The following is a 23,239-nucleotide window of genomic DNA, read 5'->3' on the forward strand; positions in this document are numbered from 1 at the left end:
GTCCGTATAACCATGAACGCGTGGTTATCCGTGATTGCTCATGAGGTTATTTTGGTATAGATATGGAGGTGATATGCATTGTCCTTTTTGTTCCGAGAACGATACCAAAGTTATTGATTCCCGCTTAGTGGCTGATGGCCATCAAGTTCGACGTCGCCGTCAGTGCTTGGCGTGTAGCGAGCGTTTCACTACGTTTGAAAGCGCAGAGTTAGTGATGCCTAAAGTGATCAAATCGAATGGCAACCGTGAACCATTTGATGAAGATAAAATGGTTGGCGGTATTCAACGCGCTTTAGAGAAACGCCCAGTGAGTGCCGATTCTATAGAGTTAGCGATCAGTATGATCAAATCACAACTGCGTGCGACGGGTGAGCGAGAGGTTCCGAGTGAAATGATTGGTAATTTAGTCATGGACCAGCTCAAAGAGCTCGATAAGGTGGCTTACATTCGTTTCGCTTCCGTTTACCGCAGCTTTGAAGATATTCGCGAGTTTGGCGAAGAGATTGCCCGCCTAGAAGACTGAGTAGCTCATGACTCAACACACTCTTGAAAGAGCGTTTTCTGATTTAGATTTCGCCATGATGTCACGAGCTATTAAGTTAGCGAAACGTGGCATTTATACCACCGCCCCTAATCCAAATGTAGGGTGTGTCATCGTTCGTGATGAAGAAATTGTCGGTGAAGGCTATCACCATCGTGCTGGTGAGCCGCATGCCGAGGTGCACGCGATGCGCATGGCGGGTGAAAAAGCAGTTGGTGCAACCGCTTATGTGACGCTAGAACCTTGCTCTCATTACGGCCGTACACCGCCATGTGCCGAAGGGCTGATTAAAGCCAAAGTGGCACGTGTGGTTTGCGCCATGGTAGACCCAAACCCGAAAGTTGCAGGTCGCGGCATCCAGATGTTACGTGATGCCGGAATTGAAGTACAAATCGGCTTGTTAGAGCAAGATGCCCTTGCCCTTAACCCTGGTTTTATAAAGTACATGCGTACAGGCATGCCGTTTGTTCAATTAAAAATGGCAGCCAGTTTGGATGGGCAAAGCGCACTCAGTAATGGTCAGAGCCAATGGATCACCTCCCCAGCGGCCCGCCAAGATGTGCAGCGTTATCGAGCGATAAGTGGTGGCATTCTTTCTACTAGCAAAACGGTGATTGACGATAATGCATCACTCAATGTGCGCTGGGATGACTTACCTAATAGTGTTCAAGCGCAGTATTTACAAGAAGAGCTTCGTCAACCAGTACGTGTAATCTTAGACCGTCAGAACCATTTAACTGATGCGCTCAAGCTGTTCCATACCGATGGAGAACGAGTTATTGTTCGCTCTGATGGAGACTGTATCCCTCTATTGGACAGCGCTGACCAAATTGACTTATCAACGACATTAAAACGTATCTCGGATGAGCACCACATCAATCACTTATGGGTTGAAGCTGGAGCTACGCTAGCGAGTGCGATGATAAAGGCTAATCTTGTAGATGAGCTCATTGTTTACCTTGCGCCAAAACTCATGGGCAGCGATGGTCGGGGGCTTATCGGTGCTTTAGGGTTAAGCGCTATGGCTGACGTCATAGATTTAAACATTACAGACGTTCGTATGGTTGGGGTAGACATTCGCATCACCGCCACCATAAAACGTAATGAAATTAGATAAGAAATAGTATGTTTACAGGAATAGTAGAAGCAGTGGGCAAGTTAGCTGCGATTACGCCGAAGGGCGAAGACATCACCGTCACGGTTGAAACGGGTACGCTTGATATGTCAGACGTTAAGTTAGGCGATAGCATTGCGACCAATGGTGTTTGCTTAACGGTAGTTGACTTCGGAAGCCACTATTACAGTGCTGATCTGTCATTAGAAACCTTGAAGAAAACTGGGTTTGCTGATTACCAAGTAGGCGATAAGGTGAATCTAGAAAAAGCCATGTTGCCAACAACGCGATTGGGTGGACATATCGTTTCTGGCCATGTCGATGGGGTTGGTGAAATTGTCGAACGCAATTCAGTTGGCCGTGCGATAGAGTTTTGGGTTGCAATGCCTGCGGAAATTAGCAAGTACGTTGCAGAGAAAGGCTCGATTACTGTTGATGGTATTAGCCTAACCGTCAACGACTTACGTAAAAATGCTTTTAAGCTGACGATCGTTCCTCATACGAGTGAAGAAACTACGATTGACCAGTTTCAAGTGGGGCGCAAAGTCAACTTAGAAGTTGATGTACTTGCGCGTTATATGGAGCGTTTACTGCAAGGACAACAAGAAGATAAGGCCGAGTCTCGTATCACGATGGACTTTTTACAGCAAAACGGTTTTGCATAAGTCTTGGGAGTGGCTGCGTGAGGCATGCGATAAAGAGCAGACTCACAGAACACCGCGAGATTCATTGACTTGCTTAATGCAAAGCTCAAACTATTGACCTAACTAGCATTCACTGCAACGTAATTTTTCATTGCTGTCGCAATAACAAATTTAGAATAACGGGATAACAGACTATGCCAATCAGTACGCCACAAGAAATTATTGATGATATTCGCGCAGGCAAAATGGTCATCCTCATGGATGATGAAGACCGCGAGAATGAAGGTGACTTGATCATGGCTGCCGAGCATATTACGCCGGAAGCCATCAACTTTATGGCAACCTATGGCCGTGGCCTGATTTGTTTAACCATGACCAAAGATCGTTGCGAAAGTCTAGGTCTGCCACCAATGGTGCAAGACAATAATGCGCAATACACCACCAACTTTACTGTTTCGATTGAGGCAGCAGAAGGGGTAACGACTGGTATTTCAGCCGCAGATCGCGCACGTACCGTTCAAGCAGCAGTCGCGCCAAACGCTAAAGCTGCGGATTTGGTGCAGCCTGGTCACATCTTCCCTCTCGCAGCTCAAGACGGCGGTGTACTGACTCGCGCAGGTCACACTGAAGCAGGCTGTGATTTGGCTCGTCTTGCTGGTTTAGAGCCAGCATCGGTGATTGTTGAGATCTTAAATGACGACGGCACCATGGCTCGTCGCCCAGATCTAGAGATCTTTGCAGAGAAGCACGGTATTAAATTGGGCACTATTGCCGACCTAATTGAGTACCGCAATAACACTGAGACAACGATTGAACGTGTGGCAGAGTGCAAGCTACCGACAGAGTTTGGCGAGTTCACGTTAGTCACTTACAAAGACACCATTGATAACCAAGTGCACTACGCAATGTGCAAGGGCGATTTGAAAGAAAAAGCGCCACTGGTTCGCGTTCATCTTCAAGACGTTTTTACCGACTTACTACGTAGCGATCGTAATGCAGAGCGCAGCTGGACACTAGATAAGGCAATGAAACGCATTGGTGAAGAAGGCGGTGTGCTGGTTGTTCTTGGCCATGAAGAATCGACCGATCTACTTATTCATCGCGTGAAGATGTTCGAAGCGCAAGACAAAGGTGAAGCCCCAACGCTTGCTAAAAAACAAGGCACGTCTCGCCGTGTTGGCGTTGGTTCACAGATTCTTGCGGATCTCGGTGTACATGATATGCGCCTTCTGTCATCGACCAACAAAAAGTACCACGCGTTAGGTGGTTTTGGTCTGAACGTTGTTGAGTACGTCTGCGAGTAACAACCGAACAATAAGTTCCTAGTCTTTGACGTGCTTAACTCGTCAATGGCTAGGAACCGGTGATTTGCCTCCAATTTCCATTAGATATTGCTCACAAATTTGTGCTAGAATCCGGCGATTCTCACTTGATGAACATATTTCACTTATAAATAGAGTTAAAGGAAAGCTTATGAAAGTGATCGAGGGTGGCTTCCCAGCGCCAAATGCAAAAATTGCTATCGTTATTTCTCGTTTCAACAGTTTTATTAACGAAAGCCTACTTTCTGGTGCGATCGATACACTAAAGCGTCACGGACAAGTAAGCGAAGACAACATCACGGTTGTGCGTTGTCCAGGTGCCGTAGAACTACCTCTAGTAGCTCAGCGTGTTGCTAAAACTGGCAAATTCGACGCTATTGTTTCTCTAGGGTCTGTTATTCGCGGTGGAACGCCTCACTTTGACTATGTTTGTAGTGAAATGAACAAAGGTCTAGCACAAGTGTCTATGGAATTCAGCATTCCAGTAGCATTTGGTGTTTTGACTGTTGATACGATCGATCAAGCGATTGAACGCGCAGGAACCAAGGCTGGTAATAAAGGTGCAGAGGCTGCACTAAGCGCACTTGAAATGATTAATGTACTATCTGAAATTGATTCCTAATGGGGGCCAGTGTGAAACCAGCCGCACGTCGTAACGCACGTCAATTCGCTCTACAGGCGATCTACTCATGGCAAATTACTAAAGAGAATGTTGCCAAGATTGAAGAACAGTTTTTGTCTGGCGACAAATACGATGAAGAAGAACTTCATGCATCTGAGCCAGCGCTTGCTGCTCCAGAGACAGACGTAGCTTACTTCCGTGAACTATTAAGCGGTGTTGTACTTAGCCACGCTGAGCTAGATAGCAAAATTCGTCCATACATCTCTCGTCCTATGCAGGATTTAGATATGATGGAACTTGCTCTTCTTCGCCTTGCTATGTACGAGATGACTCGTCGCGAAGATGTTCCTTACAAAGTTGTTATCAATGAAGCGATTGAACTTGCAAAAGTTTTTGCAGCAGAAGATAGCCACAAGTTTGTGAATGGTGTACTTGATAAAGCAGCACCTCACATTCGTAAGAAATAACGATTTCTTCAATGAAAAGGTCAGCACATGCTGACCTTTTTTGTATCAAAAGCTTTTACATCAAAAAGTAAGTGAATTATGTCTGGTGAATTTAATCTGATAGACAAGTATTTCGTCGGTCGTCAGAGCCAACGTAAAGATGTCCATCTAGCCGCTGGTGATGATTGCGCTTTGGTCAAAGCGCCAGCTAATGTTCAGATTGCGATTAGCACGGATACATTGGTAGCTGGAACGCATTTCTTAGCCGACGCGAACCCAGCATGGGTCGCACACAAAGCATTGGCTTCTAACATCAGTGATTTGGCGGCGATGGGCGCAACGCCTGCGTGGGTGAGCTTTGCATTAACGATGCCTGAGCCAGATGAAAAATGGCTTGCTCCTTTCTGTGATGCATTTTTCGAACTGGCTGATTACTATGGTATTCAGTTAATAGGCGGTGATACCACCAAAGGGCCATTGTGTCTGACACTCACGGTGCAAGGTTTTGTACCTGAAGACAAAGCGCTCACGCGATCCGGAGCCAAGCCTGGGGATTGGGTATATGTAACGGGAAACCTTGGCGATGCAAAAGCTGGCTTGGATGTGATTCTAGATGACTCTCTGCGCAGCAGAGCCGGCGCGGAAGCACTAGAGCGAGCTCATTACCTTAGTTCTCCGCGTGTGCTTGCTGGACAAGCTCTTGTTGGCTTAGCCTCGTCGGCGATAGATATTTCAGATGGTTTAATCTCTGATATTAAGCACATTTTACAGCGATCTCAGGTTGGGGTTAGTATTGATGTCTCTCAGCTACCGATCTCTTCAGAATTAGTCCAGTTTTTAGATGATAAGATCAGCGCGCAGCAGTATGCTTTAGCAAGTGGCGAAGAATACGAGTTGTGTTTTACCGTGCCGGAGCAAAATCGAGGCTCGTTACAAAGCGCTTTATCTCATACTGGCTGTAAGGTCACATGTATTGGTCAAATCCGACCAAATGGAACCTTCGAGCTGCATGATAACAATCAACCACTTGATTGGGACTTAAGTGGCTTCGACCACTTTAAATGATCTGAGCTAAGCTCTAGCCAAGAGCCTGTTACTATTGAGTAACTCGCAGGCATGACGATTGAAACCAAACTAGCAGTATAGGTTTAAGGATATGACCAACCCTCTTTCTCTGATTTCATTAAAGAATCCGTGGCATCTATTGGCGACGGGTTTTGGCAGTGGATTATCCCCGTTTATCCCTGGAACAATGGGCACACTGGCGGCCGTGCCTTTCTTTTTGCTGTTGGCACAATTACCATTTACGGCGTATGTCATTGTTGTTCTGATCTCGTGTGTGATCGGCATTCAAATATGCCAAGTGACGTCTGCAGACATGAAAGTACATGATCATGGTTCAATCGTATGGGATGAGTTTGCGGGCTTTTGGATTACGATGAGCATTGTACCTGCACTGAATATTCCACTCACTGAATGGAAGTGGTTGATCACTGGCTTCATCTTATTTCGTTTTTTCGATATGGTAAAACCTTGGCCAATTGGGTGGCTAGATAAGCGAGTTCACGGTGGGCTAGGTATTATGGTTGATGATATCGTGGCGGGAATTATGGCTGGTGTTGCCCTGTTTCTAGTCGCAAAATACGCTGGCTGGATGAATTAAACCATGAACTAAACACTGGACGTAAAAAAGGGATGCCATGAGCATCCCTTTTTACATGCTATTTTGCTAAATAATCCAAGATGGATTTTTCAATTCCTTTTGCATCGAGGCCAAGCTCTTCATGCAGTTCATCTTGTGTTCCCTGATGAATAAACTCATCGGGTAAACCTAGGTTTAAGACTGGCTTAATGATTTTATCTTTCATCATGAACTCAACGACACCCGCACCTGCACCACCTGCGATAACATTTTCTTCTAACGTCACGAGCACGTCATGATCTGCGGCTAATTGACGAATTAATGCTTCATCGAGCGGCTTCACAAAGCGCATATCAGCAACAGTGGCGTTAAGGTATTCTGCCGCTTCTAGCGCGTTACCCAAGAAAGTACCAAAGCTCAGAATAGCAACTTTTTCACCTTGGCGAACCATGCGCCCTTTACCGATTTCTAACGCCGTAAACTCAGTTTCGATTTCTACGCCCATGCCGCTACCACGAGGGTATCGAACCGCACTCGGGCCAGAATGCTTATGGCCAGTGTAAAGCATTTGTCGGCACTCGTTTTCGTCGCTTGGCGCCATGATCACCATGTTCGGAATACAGCGCATAAAGCTCAAATCGAACGCACCTTGGTGAGTTTGACCATCTGCGCCAACGAGACCTGCGCGGTCGATCGCAAACATCACTGGTAAGTCCATGATCGCGATGTCGTGGATCAATTGGTCATAACCACGTTGCAAGAAAGTCGAATAGATAGCAACGATTGGATGATCGCCCGCAATTGCCATGCCTGTTGCCAGTGTCACTGCGTGCTGCTCAGCAATCGCCACATCAAAGTATTGGTCTGGGTACTCTTTTGAGAAACGCACCATACCTGATCCTTCGCGCATTGCTGGCGTAATTGCCATTAGCTTAGGATCTTGGGCCGCCATGTCACATAAAAAGTCACCGAAGATCTTTGAGTAAGTTGGCTTACCGCCACTGCTCTTCGGTAAGCTATTGTTTGCCGGTGCGAACTTCGGCACTGCATGGTAGCCGATAGGATCTTTCTCGGCAGGCTCATAACCTTTGCCTTTCTTGGTCATGATGTGTAGGAATTGAGGACCTTTGAGCTCACGCATATTTTTCAGCGTTTTGACGAGTTCATTGACGTCGTGCCCATCAACCGGGCCAATGTAATTAAAGCCGAACTCTTCGAACAGAGTACCAGGCACCACCATGCCTTTTAGGTGCTCTTCCGTACGGCGAACCAACTCTTTAATAGGTGGAACACCAGACAGCACTTTCTTACCGCCTTCACGGATAGAAGTGTACAAGCTACCAGAAAGTACTTTCGCAAGGTGGTTATTCAGGGCGCCGACGTTTTCTGAAATCGACATTTCGTTGTCGTTCAAAATCACCAACATATCAGGATGAACGTCGCCAGCGTGGTTCATGGCTTCGAATGCCATGCCTGCTGTAATTGCGCCATCGCCAATCACACTGACAATTTTACGGCCTTTGCCTTCTTTTTGTGCGCTGATGGCCAAGCCAAGACCTGCACTGATAGATGTCGAAGAGTGACCGACAGACAACGTGTCATATTCACTTTCTTCACGCCAGGGGAAAGGGTGTAGACCATCCTTTTGGCGAATTGTTGGCATTTTATCGCGACGTCCGGTGAGGATTTTGTGCGGGTAAGCCTGATGACCAACATCCCAAATCAATTTGTCGATAGGGGTGTTGTAAACATAATGCAGAGCGACAGTTAGCTCTACGGTGCCTAAGCCAGACGCTAAGTGTCCGCTAGATTGGCTCACTGAATTTAGCAGATACGTTCGCAGTTCATCACACAGATTTGGTAATGTTTCTTTCGGAAGAAGACGTAATTCTTCCGGTGTATTTGCTAACGCCAGTGTTGGGTACTTTGAAATATCAAGAGTCATATAAATGCGCGCTTATAGTGTTAATTTTTGCGCTCGATGACATATCGGGCGAACTCTTCGAGTAACTGAGTATTGTATGGGATAGCTTCCAATGCTTGAAGTGCTTCCTGTAACAGAGTGTGAGCTTTCTCTATGGCTCCCTCTAAACCCAGCAGGGAAGGATAAGTGCTCTTATTCAGACCTTGGTCGGAACCTTGAGGCTTACCCAGTGTTTCTGTGTCACTGATGATATCAAGAATATCGTCTTGAACCTGAAACGCCAAACCAATTGCTTTTGAGTAGCGCTCCAAGTGAGGTAGAACCTCGATACCTTTCTCACCAGCAGCTAATGCACCTAATTTTACCGCACAATCAATCAGAGCTCCGGTTTTTTTACGGTGTATCTCTTCCATTTCTTCAAGAGAAACTTGGCGATTTTCCGCGCCTAAATCTAAGGCTTGCCCTACACACATGCCGCTGGCACCAGAGGAATGCGCTAAGGCTTTGATCATGCTGATGCGTTGAGCTTCAGCCGCCGGGCTTAATTGACCATCAGCAATAATAGTGAAGGCAAGAGTTTGTAGTGCGTCACCTGTCAGTATTGCGGTTGCTTCATCAAACTTAATATGACAAGTTGGTTGACCTCGACGCAGTTCATCATCGTCCATGGCTGGCAGATCATCATGAATGAGTGAGTAGGCATGTATACATTCGATAGCAGCGGCGGGGGTGTCTAAGTCTTCAGGTTTACAGCCGAGCATTTGACCTGTGATGTAAACAAGAAAAGGGCGAACGCGTTTTCCACCTAGCAAAAGGCCGTATTTCATTGCTTGAATCAATGGCTGCTCTTGATATGGAAGCTGATCGAGCCACAAATTCAATTGCTGATTGTTTCTTTGTTGAAAAGACGTCAATGTCTGTTGCATCACATTGCTCACTACTGATTGTTATTCTGAATCTGGTTTGAAGTCACTCAGTGGTGCTTCATCATCTTCATTAAGAAGAATGCTCACGCGCTGTTCGGCGTCGCTTAATTTAGTTTGGCCTGCACGAGCTAAGGCAATGCCTCGTTCAAACTTACGCAGGGCATCATCTAGAGCAAGATCGCCATTTTCTAATTGATCAACCAAGCTATCAAGCTCTTCAATGGTTGCTTCAAAGGTCATGTTTTCTGGTTTCTTGACCGCCATCTTTTTTCTGCCTTAATCAAGCCTCGGGTAAGATGCACGAAAGTTACCTTAGCCTAGTAACTTGGTCAAATTTAACCTTATATAATTGTCACAAAATTAGCGTTCAACGAGTCTAAGCGGTGAAACCCCATATTTTGGTTGAGGTTGTTAGGTGTAATTTGTGATCCATTAGCTAAGATTTTTCTAAAAATTCTGCGCGAGTTGTCGATACAGGTAATAATCCGCCCAATGGCAGTATTTGAGTATAGCGTGAGGAGTGCTTTGTGGATTTAGCAACCCTATTAGGTTTGATTGGTGGTTTTGCATTCGTCATTATGGCGATGGTGCTTGGTGGCAGCATCGGCATGTTTGTCGATGTCACGTCGATCCTTATTGTCGTTGGTGGCTCAATATTCGTCGTGTTGATGAAGTTCACAATGGGACAGTTTTTTGGTGCGACAAAGATTGCAGGCAAAGCTTTCATGTTTAAAGCGGATGAACCCGAAGACCTGATCGCAAAAATTGTGGAAATGGCCGATGCGGCGCGTAAAGGTGGTTTTCTTGCTCTTGAAGAGATGGAAATAAACAACACATTCATGCAGAAAGGCATTGATCTACTGGTTGATGGCCATGATGCCGACGTTGTGAGAGCGGCACTCAAAAAAGACATCGCGCTTACGGATGAACGACATACGCAAGGTACTGGTGTATTTCGCGCCTTTGGCGACGTTGCTCCTGCAATGGGAATGATTGGCACCTTGGTTGGTCTTGTTGCGATGCTTTCAAACATGGATGACCCTAAAGCGATTGGACCAGCAATGGCCGTTGCACTCTTGACCACATTGTATGGCGCGATCCTGTCCAATATGGTGTTTTTCCCTATTGCGGATAAGCTTTCTCTTCGCCGTGACCAAGAAACGCTAAATCGCCGTTTGATCATGGATGGCGTATTAGCGATTCAAGATGGCCAAAACCCGCGAGTGATCGATAGTTACTTGAAGAACTACCTCAATGAAGGTAAACGTGCCCTTGAGATTGACGAGTAACTTGGAGAGTCGTGATGGATGATGAAGATAACAAATGCGATTGTCCGCCACCTGGCCTCCCGTTATGGATGGGGACATTCGCAGATTTGATGTCGCTACTGATGTGTTTCTTTGTTCTTCTGCTCTCGTTTTCTGAGATGGATGTACTGAAGTTCAAACAAATTGCAGGATCAATGAAATTTGCCTTCGGTGTGCAAAATCAGCTTGAAGTGAAAGACATTCCTAAAGGTACTAGCATTATTGCCCAAGAGTTTCGACCGGGTCGGCCGGAACCAACTCCGATTGATGTCATCATGCAGCAAACCATGGACATCACTCAGCAGACGCTCGAATTTCATGAAGGGGAGTCTGATCGAGCTGGTGGCACAAAACGTGATGAAGGCAAGTTAACGGGTGGGCAATCGCCAGAAACGTCAACTCAAAACAATGAATCTGCCGAAGCGGACATGCAGCAACAGCAATCTAAAGAGATGTCGCAAGAGATGGAAACCTTGATGGAAAGCATCAAGAAAGCCTTAGAGCGAGAGATTGAACAAGGCGCCATTGAAGTTGAAAACCTCGGTCAGCAGATTGTTATACGTATGCGTGAAAAAGGTGCATTCCCAGAAGGTTCGGCCTTCTTGCAGCCTAAGTTTCGTCCTTTAGTTCGTCAGATTGCAGAGCTAGTAAAAGACGTGCCAGGCATTGTTCGAGTATCTGGCCATACAGACAATCGACCGCTAGACTCGGAACTTTATCGTTCTAACTGGGATCTCTCTTCTCAGCGTGCAGTATCAGTCGCGCAAGAGATGGAGAAAGTGAGAGGCTTCTCTCATCAACGTTTGAGAGTGCGGGGTATGGCGGATACGGAGCCCTTGTTACCGAATGATTCTGATGAAAATCGTGCGCTTAACCGACGGGTTGAAATCAGCATTATGCAAGGCGAGCCTCTCTACAGTGAAGAAGTGCCAGTAATTCAATAACTAGGCTTTAGTTTTAAGTCAGTAAAGAGATAAGAAAGCGAGCAGATTGCTCGCTTTTTTTGTTTTTCCAATCCGCTTGGGTGTATAATCTTGCGCCTTAAAAGTGAGCTCAGACTACTTTTTGTGACTGAAACGCGGTTTTACTGCGTATGAAGTATTGAAGTTGAGTGTCACTCTTTGTTGATTGCGAAACTAACCTGCGAATTAGACTATGAAATTTATTGTAAAGCCCCATCCAGAAATTTTTGTAAAAAGTGAATCTGTGCGTAAGCGCTTCACAAAGATTTTAGAGTGCAACATTCGTAACATCATTAAGAGCCGCACGGAGTCTGTCGCGGTATTTAACCGTCGTGATCACATTGAAGTGACCTCTGAGAGTAACGAATTCCACGCTGAAGTTCTTGAGGTTTTGACTCATACACCAGGCATTCACCACGTACTGGAAGTGAAGCAAACTGAATTTAAAGACTTGCACGATATCTTCGAGCAAGTGCTAGAACTCAACCGTGCTGCACTCGAAAATAAAACCTTTGTTGTACGTGCGAAGCGTCGTGGCAAGCATGACTTTACCTCCATTGAACTAGAGCGTTATGTAGGCGGTGGTTTAAATCAAGCGATTGAAAGCGCTAGTGTTAAGCTACGAAACCCAGACGTGACGATCAAGGTAGAAGTCTCGAACGACAAGCTAAACCAAGTATTGTCTCGTCATAAAGGCCTAGGTGGTTTCCCTCTGGGTACGCAAGAAGACGTGTTAAGCCTGATCTCGGGTGGTTTCGATTCTGGTGTTTCAAGCTATCTTCATATCAAGCGTGGTTCAAAAGTACATTACTGCTTCTTTAACTTAGGTGGTCCAGCACACGAAATCGGCGTTAAGCAGGTTTCTCACTACCTATGGAACAAATACGGTTCTTCAGCAAAAGTACGTTTTATCTCAGTTGATTTCGAGCCTGTGGTTGCGGAAATCCTAGAGAAAGTCGATGACGGCCAAATGGGCGTGATCTTGAAGCGTATGTTTATGCGTGCAGCAGGCATGATCGCTCAGAAGATGAAGATCGAAGCATTGGTAACAGGTGAAGCACTAGGTCAAGTATCGAGCCAAACGCTAACCAATCTACGCCACATCGATAACGTAACTGACACGCTGATTCTGCGTCCACTTATCAACTGGGATAAAGAAGACATCATCAATCTAGCACGTGAAATCGGCACAGAAGATTTCGCAAAGACAATGCCAGAATACTGTGGTGTTATCTCTAAGAAGCCAACCGTGAAAGCGGTGAAAGGCAAGCTAGAAGCTGAAGAAGAGAAATTCGACTTTAGTATCCTTGAGCAAGTGGTTCAAGAAGCTCGCATGATGGACATTCGTGATATCGCGAAAGAGTCTGAGCAAGCCGCACCAGAAGTAGAGCAAGTTCAAGCGGTAGAAGAGCACGCGGTTGTGCTAGATATTCGTAGTCCTGAAGAGGAAGACGATAACCCACTTGAAATCGAAGGTGTGGATGTGAAACATATCCCTTTCTACAAGCTGGGTACACAGTTTGGTGACTTAGACCAGTCTATGACATACCTACTTTACTGTGACCGCGGTGTGATGAGCCGTCTGCAAGCGCTTTACTTGCAAGAGCAAGGCTTCAGCAACGTAAAAGTTTACCGTCCATAGCTGACTGATAAAATACGTTAAAAGGCGCAAATTGAGACATCAATTTGCGCCTTTTTTGTTTTTGATCGCGTTACAGACAACCATTACTTAGCATAATGTTGAGGCTCATCGCAAAGCCATACACTTTGTGTTGATATAACGATAATTAATCCGAAAGAAGAGTAATAAAGTGATATTGCTGCCAGATATGCGGATGAGATTTTTGATAGATAAAAAAACACCGCCTAATTTAGGCGGTGTAACAAATTTGACAGACAGGTCAAAAATAAATACAGGAAGTATATGTTTTGTCACAGGGAGTGTGGACAAAACATTATGGTAGAAATCTACCTAACTCGAAATACGAGTTTGCAAACACAACATCGCAACAACGAAGCCAATTGATTTCCAAAGAAATCAAGCCGTTCAGGCCCGTGTTGCGGGGTGAAATATAGAATTTATCTGGCTGTTCGACAACGGACATTTTATAATGTTTCAGATTAAAAAAACTAATCCTATTAGAGGTCCCATATGTCTCGCAGATTGCCTCCATTAAATTCGCTTCGAGTCTTCGAAGCGGCTGCTCGTCATCTCAGTTTTACACGAGCAGCAGAAGAGTTATTTGTTACTCAAGCCGCGGTCAGTCACCAGATTAAAGCGCTTGAAGAGTTCTTATCATTGAAGCTCTTCCGTCGACGTAATCGTTCTTTGTTGTTAACAGAAGAAGGCCAAAGTTACTTTCTCGATATCAAAGATATTTTCACCTCGATTGCGGAAGCGACAGATAAGGTGTTGGAACGTAGCGAAAAAGGGGCATTGACGATTAGCCTACCGCCGAGTTTTGCTATCCAATGGCTTGTACCTCGTTTGGCCGATTTTAATGCTCAAGAGCCCGATATCGATGTACGTATTAAAGCCGTAGATATGGATGAAGGCTCACTGACTGATGATGTTGATGTGGCGATCTACTATGGCCGTGGGAACTGGCCAGGTTTGCGAGCAGATAAATTGTACCAAGAGTTTTTGATCCCACTTTGTTCACCTTCATTACTTTTGGGTAACAAACCATTAGAATCTTTAAGTGACCTCAAATTACATACTTTGTTACACGATACTTCGCGTAAAGACTGGAAGCAGTTTGCTCGTCATTACAACATTGAAGGCATCAACGTAAACCACGGTCCTATTTTTAGTCACTCAACGATGGTGCTACAGGCTGCTGCGCACGGTCAGGGGGTCGCGCTCGGTAACAACGTACTCGCCAAACCTGAAATGGAAGCCGGACGACTCATTGCACCATTCGACGAGGTGTTGATATCTAAGAATGCATTCTATGTGGTGTGTCATGAACAGCAGGCAGATATGGGCCGAATCGCAACGTTTAGAGACTGGATGTTAGCAACCGCGAGAAAAGAACAAGAGGAAGTATTGGATGAATCACTGGATAGCTGAGGGACCTGAAAACGGACCGCTGTTTATTTTTGCTCACGGCGCAGGTGCGGGGATGGAGCATGATTTCATGACAGCGGTCGCCAAAGGATTAGTGGAGCAAGGTATTCGTGTAGTGCGTTTTAATTTCCCTTACATGGTGAAACGTTCGGAAGATGGCAAAAAGCGTCCGCCCGATCGCGCGCCAAAGTTGCTCGAAGCATACAGCGAAGTGATCGCTCACTTTACTTCTTCTCCCGTGGTTATTGGTGGTAAGTCAATGGGCGGTCGTATGTCGAGCTTGTTGGCTGAAAATGAGCTGGTGTCGGGCATTGCCTGTTTAGGGTTTCCATTTCACCCGCCAGGAAAGCCAGAGAAATACAAAGGCGAGCACTTAGCAACCATTGAGAAACCTACGCTGATTCTGCAAGGGGAACGAGACACCTTTGGTAAGCGTGAGGAATTCGATGATTTCGTCCTTTCGTCACTAGTAACGGTGAGCTTTTTACCTGATGGTGACCACAGCTTCAAACCGCGCAAGAGCTCAGGTCATACTGAAGTGGGTAACATTGCACTCGCGATAGAGCAGTTAGCGGCGTTTATAAAAGAGGTGTACAGTGAAAAGTAAGTGGTTACTCTCATTCTCTGGTCTGTCTGGGCTGCTTTCGGTCGCTCTTGGAGCATTTGCTGCTCATGGGCTAAAAGCGACACTGGCCCCTTATTTGCTCGGTGTATTTGAGACCGGAGTTCTGTATCAATTTATTCACACGTTGGCGATTGTGTTTTGTGCCATTCTGCTTCTGCTCAATTTGGGACAAAAAGCACAAAAATATTTTTTCATTGCGGCGATTTGCTTTATTATCGGCATCTTTTGTTTTAGCGGCAGTCTTTACGCGCTGGCGCTGACGGGCATTAAGTGGTTTGGGCCAATTACTCCTGTGGGAGGATTACTGTTCATGATTGGTTGGTGTCTGTTCTTTTTTGCTGCGTTCAATATCAAAGAGGTCTCCAAGTGAAACAACTAATGCTCTATTGCCGTTCTGGCTTTGAGAAAGAGTGTGCTGGTGAAATTCAGGACAAAGCGACACAGTTGGAAGTGTATGGCTTCCCTCGTGTGAAGAGAAACTCAGGTTATGTTGTCTTCGAGTGTTACCAAGATGGAGATGCCGACAAACTTGCGAGAGGTTTAGACTTTAAGTCTTTAATTTTTGCTCGACAAATGTTTGCGGTAGCAGCTGAGTTTCAATCGTTGCCAAGTGATGACCGAATTAGTCCAATTTTGAATGAACTAGCAGACATCGAAGCATTCCCTCGTTGTGGTGATTTGAGAATTGAAACGCCAGATACAAATGAAGCGAAAGAGCTACTGAAATTCTGCCGTAAGTTTACCGTCCCAATGCGTCAAGCGTTGCGCGGCAAAGGCTTAATGCTGAACAAAGATAACGCGAAAAAACCAGTACTGCACATTTGCTTTGTTGAGCCTGGCCACTGTTACGTTGGTTACTCTTACACTGACAACAACTCACAGTTCTTCATGGGTATCCCTCGCCTTAAATTCCCAGCAGACGCCCCAAGTCGTTCAACACTTAAACTGGAAGAAGCATTTCATGTCTTTATTCCACGTGAAGAGTGGGATGAGCGTTTGGCACCAGGTATGTGGGGTGTGGATTTAGGTGCATGTCCAGGCGGTTGGACGTACCAATTAGTGAAGCGCTCAATGTTCGTTCACTGCGTTGATAACGGCATGATGGCAGACAGTTTGATGGAAACTGGCCAGATCAAACACCATATGGTGGATGGTTTTAAGTTCGAACCAGACCGCAAGAACGTAACATGGATTGTTTGTGACATGGTGGAAAAGCCAGCTCGTGTTGCTCACCTGATGGGACAGTGGCTGTTAAAAGGTTGGGCAAAAGAGGCTATCTTTAACCTTAAGCTGCCAATGAAAGGGCGTTATGACGAAGTGCTGCAAGACCTTGAAAATCTGAAGCAGTTCCTCATTGATAATAAGGTAAAGTTCAAGCTACAAGCTAAACATTTGTATCATGATCGTGAAGAGATCACGATTCATATCCAATGTCTGTCGAATATTTCACCTTACTAACTTTATTCCCCGAGTCTTTTGGGAATAGTGATTAGAATAGAAAAAGCGCCTTCAAATGGCGCTTTTTTAATATCTGCCGGATTTCATGGTGTGAAACTACCATCGGACACTACTCCGCTTTGTTTGGCCCTAAAAAGCGAATATCTTGCAAGTTAAAGCCTAGTTCTATATCGCACTTTAAAGCGGCGACGCGTTTACATAAACGAGCAGACTCAATGTGCTCATCCAATTTTTTACGGTATTTCGGTACGAGATCTTCACTAGCGTAGGCAGCTTCAATACTCTCAAACTGAGTGAGAATCTCTTTCGCTGCTTTCGGGCCAATTCCAGGTACGCCCGGAACCTGGCTAGAGCTTATCCCTGTCAATCCCCAGTAATCCGCTAGTTGACTTGGTTTTACGCCGAACTCTTTTTCGATAAATGGTTCATCTAACCAACGATGTTGGAAATAATCACGGATTTGTAGGGTAGGGGAAAGTAGCTGGCAGTAACCTTTGTCAGTCGAAACGATGGTGACTTTTTCACCATGGCTGGCCACTTTCGTTGCGAGTGTAGCAACCAAATCATCTGCTTCATCGCCTTCAGACAGCAATGAATCAATACCTTGCTCCCACCACGCTTGTTGAATCGCATCTAACCCTTGCAGTAGTGGCAGAGGCATTGGTTTTCGGTTTTGCTTATAGTCAGGGAGAATTTCAGCGCGCCAACCTCTGTCTTGTTCGTGGTGATCAAAAACTGCGATGATGTGTGTCGGGTTGGCCTCTGACAGAATGCGAGTGAGGGTTCTTTGCGTTGTGGTTATGGTTCTTGCTATGTCGGTTGGATCTGGTTGTGCTGAGTGCACTCGGCGGATCAGGTTTAGGGCATCAATGATAACAAGATGAATAGACATAATGACTTAGCAATAAAAAAGGGGCGTAATGCCCCTAGTGTAACGAATGCTAGCCTGACTATCGACCACCAATTTCCGGGTGAGCGATTCGATAACACGGTTCGTAGTCTGAACCGCCAGGTAATTTCATTCGGTGCTGTTCGACAAAGTCTTTTAGCAACTTATCGAGTTTTTTCATGAGGACTGCGTCGCCATGAATGGTGAAAGGCCCTCTACGTTCTATTTCTCGAATACCTTCAGCCTTTACGTTACCTGCCACTATGCCAGAGAAGGCTTGACGCAAGTTGGCCGCTAAAACTTGCGGTTCTTGATCTAGGCTTAAATCCAATTGTTCCATCGACTCATGAGTAGGTTCAAATGGCAGTTGGAAGTTTGGCTCAATTTTCAATGACCAGTTAAAGCTGTACGCATCGCCTTTCTCTTTTCGGTGAAGGCGTACCGAGTCCATGGAGCGTTTCATAATACGAGCGACTTCTGCCGGGTCGTCAATGATGATCTCGTAGTGCTTTTGCCCTTCCTCACCAAGTGTGTCGCGAATGAACTCATCAATAGAGCGGAAGTACTCTTCACTCTCTTTTGGTCCTGTTAATACGATAGGCATTGGCTGATCGGCGTTATCCGGGTGCATCATGATGCCAAGAATGTACAGTAGCTCTTCCGCTGTGCCCGGGCCACCTGGGAAAATAACGATACCATGAGCCATACGGACGAAAGCTTCCAAGCGCTTTTCGATGTCGGGCATGATGACCAGCTCATTTACTATTGGGTTTGGTGGCTCGGCCGCAATAATCGAGGGTTCGGTTAAACCAAGATAACGTTGCTGAGTATAACGTTGCTTTGCGTGCCCAATTGCTGCACCTTTCATCGGCCCTTCCATTGCACCAGGGCCGCAACCTGTGCAGATGTTAAGTTCACGCAGGCCCAGTTCGTTACCCACTTCACGTGTGTACTGATACTCCACTCCATTGATAGAGTGACCACCCCAACATACGACAAGATTCGGTGCGATACCTGGAGTTAATGCTCTGGCATTACGAAGAATGCCGAACACGAGGTTCGTAATGTGAATTGGGTTAGTAAGGTTGAGCCGCTGGGCGTCTGCCAAATGCATGTTTACGTAAACGATATCACGCAATACGGAGAACAGATGCTCTTGGATACCTTTAATTATTTCGCCGTCAACAAAAGCGTGCTCTGGCGGATTAGTCAGCTCAAGCTTAATACCACGCTCACGACGCACGACGTTGACATCAAACGATTGGTATTTATCGAGCAGTTCTTTCGAGTTATCGGTATGGCTACCGGAGTTCAACACCGCTAATGTGCAATTACGGTACAGCTGATAAAGTTCACTCGAGGCTGTGTTCTTTAAGCGCTCTACTTCTAGTTGAGATAGCAAGTCCATGCTACCAGCGGGGCTTATATGGGTAATCATAACGCCTCCTTGTGTTGCATTAATTTGAGGGAAAGTACCAACTTACCTTTTTGGTGTTATACGTATGGTTTGATGAAAGGTAGTTGGCCGATTTGGTTTTATGGTTATCAACTCCCAAGCAACCTCAAGATGATACATTTGCCTTTTATAAATACATCATCTTGAAGTGACTTGGTTTTTTACAGCTTAGCAGACTAAAAGGGAAGAAATGTGATAACTCGTTGAAAATGGGTGGTTATAAAGCGTAGATTGCACCAAATTTGGTTTGTTTGCTCGCTTTTTGTACGAATCTTAGCTCCAGTTAAGCTGGTTTGTTCCACGTTTTTTAGCGTCCGCAAGCATCTTGCCAAGACGATCGAGCACATACTCTGGCGTATCGGACTCTTTGAAAGACGTCGATACAGCAGCTAAGGTAATCATGATATTTTGCTCACGGAACTTAAAGGGTAATTGGCTAATATCACGCTGGATATGCTTAATCAGATCCAGTGTGTATTCTTCAGATTGTTCCGGGACGAGTAGAATAAACTCCTCGCCACCAAAGCGAGCCACTGTTTCCGTTTCTGATACGCGCTTGTTAATAGTACGAGCGATGATCTTCAGCGCTTTATCGCCAGCCGTATAACCATAGCTATCATTCACCGCTTTGAAGTTGTCTACATCAAATAGCACAACACGAAGGTTTTGCTGAGAGCGAATCCAACGGCGATACTCTAGCTCTAGTCGATCGTTAAATGCAGTGCGGTTATAAACTTTAGTCAGCGGGTCGAGCAACATACGCTGAGCTTGGTCATCTAAGCGTCGACGATAATCTTGCGTAGTTTCAAATACCGCTTCGAGTTGGTTCTTACTGTAACTTAACCGCTCTTGCAGCGCTTGCTCTCGCTCTTCCGTCATTTTCAGTCGCTCTGTCAGCGACGCCATTTTTTCGAGAAGAGGCGTGATTTCTTTTTTCACAACCGCGATATCTTGAGCTTGATTAAGTGACTTTTGGCTTAATTCAACCAAGCTGTTCATTTCTGTGTTGAGCTCTTGGCGGTGTTCAAAGTAGGTATGATGCTGGTCGACGTTCTGATGAACGGTTTTTAGGTTACTTGCGAGAGAAGTGTTCAGCTGATCAAGGAATTGGCTAGACGCCTCGCGCTCGAACTTTGTTGCTTCGACAACCAATTTCAGCGTTGAGAGCGTAAGCTCAATGAGAGACTCGGCACTCACGCCAAGGAGCAACTTAGCGCGAATATCCAGCAATCTATCGCCTGATTCTCCCTCGAAATCCAGCTCTGTAATAGTATGTTGAAGGTCGCTGGCCAAGCATTCAAGTTGAGATCTGTCAGGATTGTTTTCAAATTCACTAAGATGTAGACGTGAATTAGACGTAATGATTTTCAGAGCGCGTTCGTAAATACTCAGTAGCTTAGTGGCTTGATCAGCTTTATTGCTGGCGTGAACTTCAGAGAAACTCATCAGGTTCCGTAGTTCACGTTTTAACTGCGCAGGTAAGCCAGTGACACGTTGCAGTGTTTCACCACTGTGCTTGATTTGTTCGTCAAGGTAACCGTTCTGTTTATCCATCGTCTTCGACTGCTGTTTGAGCATCCTCTCTAATACCGCTAAACGCGGGATAAGAGTGCTGATATCTTTTTGATGTTGCAGCTCTTGTTGGATTTCAAATAGGTAGTTGGATACCTGAGTGTTCGAACCCTGGCAAGCTGAAGACAATGATGCCACAACGCGTTTAAGAACTTGTTGTTCACGTTTGAATTTGAGTGAAGTATCACGATGAGTCAGTCTGAGTTGGTCAAGTTGACAACTCAGCTGATGCAGCTGCGACTGAATATCGGATTCCAAGATTCCCATGAAGTGACTACGGTTAAGTCCATGTACTACTGACAATTATCTGATAATAACAAAAAACTTTATAGCGTCATTAGTTATTACGTTCAACAGGCGTTTAATTATCCATTTTTTAATATTTTCTTGATGTCGTCCTCATTCTTGTAGGACGAATGGATCTTGATCAGGCCTTGGCTAATGGCATGTTGACAGGCAGTTCTTATGTTACCTGTTGCAAAGCTAGCAGCAGGCGCATTATCGATGGCTTTTAAGAACACCCAGTGGCTTTGCTTATCCTTCAAGCTGACTTCTCGTGCGATGTGAGTCGCAAGCAACAACAGATCGAGTAATTCCTCATCGTTAATTGCAGTGTAGGCTCGGGGTAAGAACGGATAATCACTGATGCCCATACGAATAATACGATTGACGTTGTGCTGCTGAGCGAACTCATCCACCCAAGTCTGGAATTTTTCGAACATGACTTCGGCAGAAGCATCACGGTCAGCGTTCGGTTCTATGTAGAGTAAGTTCGCATCTGAGAAATGGTAAAGACGCGACGGTTTTTCTATTTTTTCCGCAAGGAAGTCGCCAAATGCCCGTTCTAGTTCTAGACCTGCCTTATAGCCGTTATGGACGTACATGCTTCGTAAGAATGGCAAATCGATCATAACAAAGCGTAGGCGATCATTAAGTGGTTCGTGGATCAATTCACCCATTTGCCATTGCTCGAAAGTTTCGCTCGACTTTTTCAATGAGCGAGAAAGCTTAACATTCAGCATACGCAAGTTACGTAAACGAGAGCGAGAGTGGGTGAAGAGGTCGTTACGCAGTTTTTCGATTTCACTTGCTTGGCGCTGCATAATGACACCACGGCGCATAATGAACAAAAACATGACCAAGACAGTAATAAACAATGCAAATGAGATTTTCTGGAATTTACGATGCTCTCTTTCCACTTGCTCTAAGCGTTCTGATTGACCGATGTAATGGATGGTTTGTTCGGCAAATTCTTTTTGCTGACGGAACGCATCCTCACTGATTTGGTTAAGCTGCTTTTGTTCTAGACGAACGAGGTTGGTGTATTTTTTATAAGCTTGCAGAGAAAGTTTGTATTCGCCTGCCTGCTCGTAACCCAACCCAAGTAAACGGTATGACTGCTGCTTAATGAAGTTGTTATTTTCAGGTGACTTTTCAGCAAGCGCTAACGCCAGCTTAGCATTAGTAATGACGTCTTTACTGTCATTTTGATGATAAGCCAGACCTGACTGAAGCAGGGCAGCCTTTGCTTCAAGCTTAGGAATATTGGTGTATTCTAAAAGCTCTTTAGAGCGGTCTAAGTACTGCTCTGCTAGCGCGTAGTTATAGAGTTGTAGGTAGGTAGCCGCCAAGCTTAAGCGAATTTTAATGATTCTATTGATGTTCTTACTGGTACTTTCATGGTCAAGCACGTTGAAGTAATGCACTAACGCAAGGTTAAACTTACCCTGATAAAAGTAGATGTCGCCCATTTGCTCTAGGACGTCCGCTAGGATCGGAGAGCTAGGGTAAGAGTCATAAAAATCTGCGGCTTGAGATAAGTATTCGATCGCTTTGTCGTACACTCGTCGCTCCTGGAAGAGCCTAGCCAAAAGGCGATTCACTTTTGCTAATCTTGCACCACTGTTACTTTCAATAGATTGCCAATAACCGTATAGGAGTTCTGACAAAGCCAAATTGTATTTCTTGCTATTGAGGTAAAACTCGCCGACGGCAGTGTAGTAGTCGATCAAGGCTAACTCAGAGCGGCTATCGTCAAGCATGGTCTTTGCTTCAGAGTACAAGTTTTCCGCTTTAATGACATCGCCACTATGTGAAGCGAGGAGTGCTCTTTGCATCACTAGTCGGTAGCGAACGCTGTCGGTGCGTTGTAATACGGCATCGGCTTCATCGAGCTGTTGTTCAATTTGGTTAAGCGTGTCTTCCGCTTTTGAGTAGTTTTCGTCGTACATCCAAATCATTTGGTTGCGCATCAGCTGTAGATCTAAGTCCATGTACGGCAATTGATATTCTTGCGCTAAGCGTTCCGCTTTATTTAGGTGCTCGATAGCCGAACGAACATTACCCATGGCGTAATCTGCCTGAGCGATAATCTTGTGCGCTTCGATGGTGCTGCTTGGTGTGCGAACGCTACGATCTGTTTCGTCGCGAGACATGGCTGAAGGGCTGTCACTTTCTTTGCGTTCTGTTAGCTCACGCTGTGACAAATAGTTGGTTGCCGCTTGTTTTGCTTGTGATGGCTCTATTTCCGCCAATTGTTGTGCTTCGTTGAGTAACGCGGACGATAAAATGGTTGCATGAAGTGGCTGTACAAACAGCAAGCAAAGAAAGCCAATCAATTTGAATAGACGCGAACTGTCCCAAAACATCCTTTCGTTCCCTCGAACTGTTTTTAGATATGGCGATAACGGCGAAAAGCCTCAATTAGCCGTTTAAATGC

General features: G+C 45.4%; 22 protein-coding genes. 15 read left to right on the forward strand and 7 right to left on the reverse strand.

Translation table 11 applies throughout. The features are described 5' to 3' along the window. Positions 1-73: 73 nt before the first annotated feature. The 8 genes from nrdR to pgpA all read left to right on the forward strand — a co-directional run bounded on the left by nrdR (position 74) and on the right by pgpA (position 6,352). Positions 74-523 (forward strand): transcriptional regulator NrdR, encoded by a 450-nt coding sequence (gene nrdR / locus R7Z77_RS05415; RefSeq protein ID WP_005381578.1) that lies wholly within the window; start codon positions 74-76, stop codon positions 521-523. 7 nt (positions 524-530) lie between these two features. Then, positions 531-1,658 carry a bifunctional diaminohydroxyphosphoribosylaminopyrimidine deaminase/5-amino-6-(5-phosphoribosylamino)uracil reductase RibD gene (ribD, locus tag R7Z77_RS05420; RefSeq protein ID WP_017635684.1) on the forward strand — a complete coding sequence of 376 codons (1,128 nt, stop codon included), beginning with the start codon at positions 531-533 and terminating at the stop codon, positions 1,656-1,658. A gap of 8 nt (positions 1,659-1,666) precedes the next feature. Further along, positions 1,667-2,320: a riboflavin synthase gene (locus R7Z77_RS05425; protein ID WP_005383626.1), complete on the forward strand. Its 654-nt coding sequence runs from the start codon at positions 1,667-1,669 to the stop codon at positions 2,318-2,320. A gap of 173 nt (positions 2,321-2,493) precedes the next feature. Then, positions 2,494-3,603 carry a bifunctional 3,4-dihydroxy-2-butanone-4-phosphate synthase/GTP cyclohydrolase II gene (gene ribBA / locus R7Z77_RS05430; RefSeq protein WP_005381573.1) on the forward strand — a complete coding sequence of 370 codons (1,110 nt, stop codon included), beginning with the start codon at positions 2,494-2,496 and terminating at the stop codon, positions 3,601-3,603. Positions 3,604-3,772: 169 nt separating this feature from the next. Continuing rightward, positions 3,773-4,243, forward strand: coding sequence for a 6,7-dimethyl-8-ribityllumazine synthase (ribE, locus tag R7Z77_RS05435; RefSeq protein ID WP_005381572.1), 471 nt, complete (start codon positions 3,773-3,775; stop codon positions 4,241-4,243). After that, positions 4,243-4,710 (forward strand): transcription antitermination factor NusB, encoded by a 468-nt coding sequence (gene nusB / locus R7Z77_RS05440; RefSeq protein ID WP_005381571.1) that lies wholly within the window; start codon positions 4,243-4,245, stop codon positions 4,708-4,710. Before ribE ends, nusB begins: the two co-directional genes overlap by 1 nt. 78 nt (positions 4,711-4,788) lie before the next feature. Further along, positions 4,789-5,754, forward strand: coding sequence for a thiamine-phosphate kinase (gene thiL, locus R7Z77_RS05445; protein ID WP_047102095.1), 966 nt, complete (start codon positions 4,789-4,791; stop codon positions 5,752-5,754). Between the two features lie 91 nt (positions 5,755-5,845). Beyond that, entirely contained in the window at positions 5,846-6,352 is a 507-nt protein-coding gene (gene pgpA, locus R7Z77_RS05450; RefSeq protein WP_005381569.1) for a phosphatidylglycerophosphatase A, read from the forward strand. A gap of 58 nt (positions 6,353-6,410) precedes the next feature. On the opposite strand, the gene dxs is transcribed toward pgpA, so the two are convergent. Genes dxs through xseB form a run of 3 tightly spaced genes read right to left on the reverse strand, consistent with a single transcriptional unit; the run spans position 6,411 to position 9,445 of the window. Next, on the reverse strand, positions 6,411-8,276 hold the full coding sequence (gene dxs, locus R7Z77_RS05455) for a 1-deoxy-D-xylulose-5-phosphate synthase (RefSeq protein ID WP_064353674.1): 1,866 nt from the start codon (positions 8,274-8,276) through the stop codon (positions 6,411-6,413). Positions 8,277-8,296: 20 nt separating this feature from the next. Further along, positions 8,297-9,181: a (2E,6E)-farnesyl diphosphate synthase gene (ispA, locus tag R7Z77_RS05460; RefSeq protein WP_033905843.1), complete on the reverse strand. Its 885-nt coding sequence runs from the start codon at positions 9,179-9,181 to the stop codon at positions 8,297-8,299. 21 nt (positions 9,182-9,202) lie between these two features. Continuing rightward, positions 9,203-9,445 (reverse strand): exodeoxyribonuclease VII small subunit, encoded by a 243-nt coding sequence (xseB, locus tag R7Z77_RS05465; RefSeq protein WP_017635682.1) that lies wholly within the window; start codon positions 9,443-9,445, stop codon positions 9,203-9,205. 263 nt (positions 9,446-9,708) lie between these two features. Here xseB and pomA point away from each other — a divergent pair, with 263 nt between their 5' ends. The 7 genes from pomA to rlmM all read left to right on the forward strand — a co-directional run bounded on the left by pomA (position 9,709) and on the right by rlmM (position 16,603). Further along, entirely contained in the window at positions 9,709-10,470 is a 762-nt protein-coding gene (gene pomA, locus R7Z77_RS05470; protein ID WP_005381564.1) for a flagellar motor protein PomA, read from the forward strand. Between the two features lie 14 nt (positions 10,471-10,484). Further along, complete coding sequence (locus tag R7Z77_RS05475; RefSeq protein WP_042521210.1) at positions 10,485-11,432, forward strand: flagellar motor protein MotB; 948 nt, start codon at positions 10,485-10,487, stop codon at positions 11,430-11,432. Between the two features lie 211 nt (positions 11,433-11,643). Continuing rightward, positions 11,644-13,092 carry a tRNA uracil 4-sulfurtransferase ThiI gene (gene thiI / locus R7Z77_RS05480; RefSeq protein ID WP_053302994.1) on the forward strand — a complete coding sequence of 483 codons (1,449 nt, stop codon included), beginning with the start codon at positions 11,644-11,646 and terminating at the stop codon, positions 13,090-13,092. Between the two features lie 510 nt (positions 13,093-13,602). Next, positions 13,603-14,523: a transcriptional regulator GcvA gene (locus tag R7Z77_RS05485; RefSeq protein WP_005383616.1), complete on the forward strand. Its 921-nt coding sequence runs from the start codon at positions 13,603-13,605 to the stop codon at positions 14,521-14,523. Beyond that, on the forward strand, positions 14,504-15,127 hold the full coding sequence (locus R7Z77_RS05490; protein WP_318136613.1) for an alpha/beta fold hydrolase: 624 nt from the start codon (positions 14,504-14,506) through the stop codon (positions 15,125-15,127). Before R7Z77_RS05485 ends, R7Z77_RS05490 begins: the two co-directional genes overlap by 20 nt. Continuing rightward, positions 15,117-15,515, forward strand: coding sequence for a DUF423 domain-containing protein (locus tag R7Z77_RS05495; RefSeq protein ID WP_047010151.1), 399 nt, complete (start codon positions 15,117-15,119; stop codon positions 15,513-15,515). Before R7Z77_RS05490 ends, R7Z77_RS05495 begins: the two co-directional genes overlap by 11 nt. Beyond that, positions 15,512-16,603 carry a 23S rRNA (cytidine(2498)-2'-O)-methyltransferase RlmM gene (gene rlmM, locus R7Z77_RS05500; RefSeq protein ID WP_017820611.1) on the forward strand — a complete coding sequence of 364 codons (1,092 nt, stop codon included), beginning with the start codon at positions 15,512-15,514 and terminating at the stop codon, positions 16,601-16,603. The genes R7Z77_RS05495 and rlmM overlap by 4 nt, the downstream gene beginning before the upstream one ends. A gap of 109 nt (positions 16,604-16,712) precedes the next feature. Here the strand turns inward: rlmM and xni are convergent, their stop codons facing one another. From xni to R7Z77_RS05520, 4 genes are all read right to left on the reverse strand, one after another. Next, positions 16,713-17,495 carry a flap endonuclease Xni gene (xni, locus tag R7Z77_RS05505; RefSeq protein ID WP_005381982.1) on the reverse strand — a complete coding sequence of 261 codons (783 nt, stop codon included), beginning with the start codon at positions 17,493-17,495 and terminating at the stop codon, positions 16,713-16,715. 58 nt (positions 17,496-17,553) lie between these two features. Then, on the reverse strand, positions 17,554-18,930 hold the full coding sequence (gene ppnN / locus R7Z77_RS05510) for a nucleotide 5'-monophosphate nucleosidase PpnN (RefSeq protein WP_005383611.1): 1,377 nt from the start codon (positions 18,928-18,930) through the stop codon (positions 17,554-17,556). Between the two features lie 291 nt (positions 18,931-19,221). Continuing rightward, positions 19,222-20,787: a sensor domain-containing diguanylate cyclase gene (locus tag R7Z77_RS05515; protein WP_005381978.1), complete on the reverse strand. Its 1,566-nt coding sequence runs from the start codon at positions 20,785-20,787 to the stop codon at positions 19,222-19,224. 98 nt (positions 20,788-20,885) lie between these two features. After that, a complete protein-coding gene (locus R7Z77_RS05520) occupies positions 20,886-23,168 on the reverse strand; it encodes a tetratricopeptide repeat protein (RefSeq protein WP_080773725.1) in 2,283 nt (760 codons plus the stop codon). Positions 23,169-23,239: the final 71 nt, after the last annotated feature.

The organism is Vibrio sp. 1401, from assembly GCF_033340295.1.

Bases quoted from the DNA above. Each gene is read 5' to 3' on its own strand.
- xni (WP_005381982.1), bottom strand. From the start codon at position 17,495: ATGTCTATTCATCTTGTTATCATTGATGCCCTAAACCTGATCCGCCGA.
- xseB (WP_017635682.1), bottom strand. From the start codon at position 9,445: ATGGCGGTCAAGAAACCAGAAAACATGACCTTTGAAGCAACCATTGAA.
- pgpA (WP_005381569.1), top strand. From the start codon at position 5,846: ATGACCAACCCTCTTTCTCTGATTTCATTAAAGAATCCGTGGCATCTA.
- R7Z77_RS05515 (WP_005381978.1), bottom strand. From the start codon at position 20,787: ATGGGAATCTTGGAATCCGATATTCAGTCGCAGCTGCATCAGCTGAGT.
- R7Z77_RS05485 (WP_005383616.1), top strand. From the start codon at position 13,603: ATGTCTCGCAGATTGCCTCCATTAAATTCGCTTCGAGTCTTCGAAGCG.
- R7Z77_RS05425 (WP_005383626.1), top strand. From the start codon at position 1,667: ATGTTTACAGGAATAGTAGAAGCAGTGGGCAAGTTAGCTGCGATTACG.
- ppnN (WP_005383611.1), bottom strand. From the start codon at position 18,930: ATGATTACCCATATAAGCCCCGCTGGTAGCATGGACTTGCTATCTCAA.
- nusB (WP_005381571.1), top strand. From the start codon at position 4,243: ATGGGGGCCAGTGTGAAACCAGCCGCACGTCGTAACGCACGTCAATTC.
- dxs (WP_064353674.1), bottom strand. From the start codon at position 8,276: ATGACTCTTGATATTTCAAAGTACCCAACACTGGCGTTAGCAAATACA.
- ribD (WP_017635684.1), top strand. From the start codon at position 531: ATGACTCAACACACTCTTGAAAGAGCGTTTTCTGATTTAGATTTCGCC.
- ribE (WP_005381572.1), top strand. From the start codon at position 3,773: ATGAAAGTGATCGAGGGTGGCTTCCCAGCGCCAAATGCAAAAATTGCT.
- R7Z77_RS05475 (WP_042521210.1), top strand. From the start codon at position 10,485: ATGGATGATGAAGATAACAAATGCGATTGTCCGCCACCTGGCCTCCCG.
- R7Z77_RS05520 (WP_080773725.1), bottom strand. From the start codon at position 23,168: ATGTTTTGGGACAGTTCGCGTCTATTCAAATTGATTGGCTTTCTTTGC.
- ispA (WP_033905843.1), bottom strand. From the start codon at position 9,181: ATGCAACAGACATTGACGTCTTTTCAACAAAGAAACAATCAGCAATTG.
- R7Z77_RS05490 (WP_318136613.1), top strand. From the start codon at position 14,504: ATGAATCACTGGATAGCTGAGGGACCTGAAAACGGACCGCTGTTTATT.
- thiL (WP_047102095.1), top strand. From the start codon at position 4,789: ATGTCTGGTGAATTTAATCTGATAGACAAGTATTTCGTCGGTCGTCAG.
- nrdR (WP_005381578.1), top strand. From the start codon at position 74: ATGCATTGTCCTTTTTGTTCCGAGAACGATACCAAAGTTATTGATTCC.
- thiI (WP_053302994.1), top strand. From the start codon at position 11,644: ATGAAATTTATTGTAAAGCCCCATCCAGAAATTTTTGTAAAAAGTGAA.
- ribBA (WP_005381573.1), top strand. From the start codon at position 2,494: ATGCCAATCAGTACGCCACAAGAAATTATTGATGATATTCGCGCAGGC.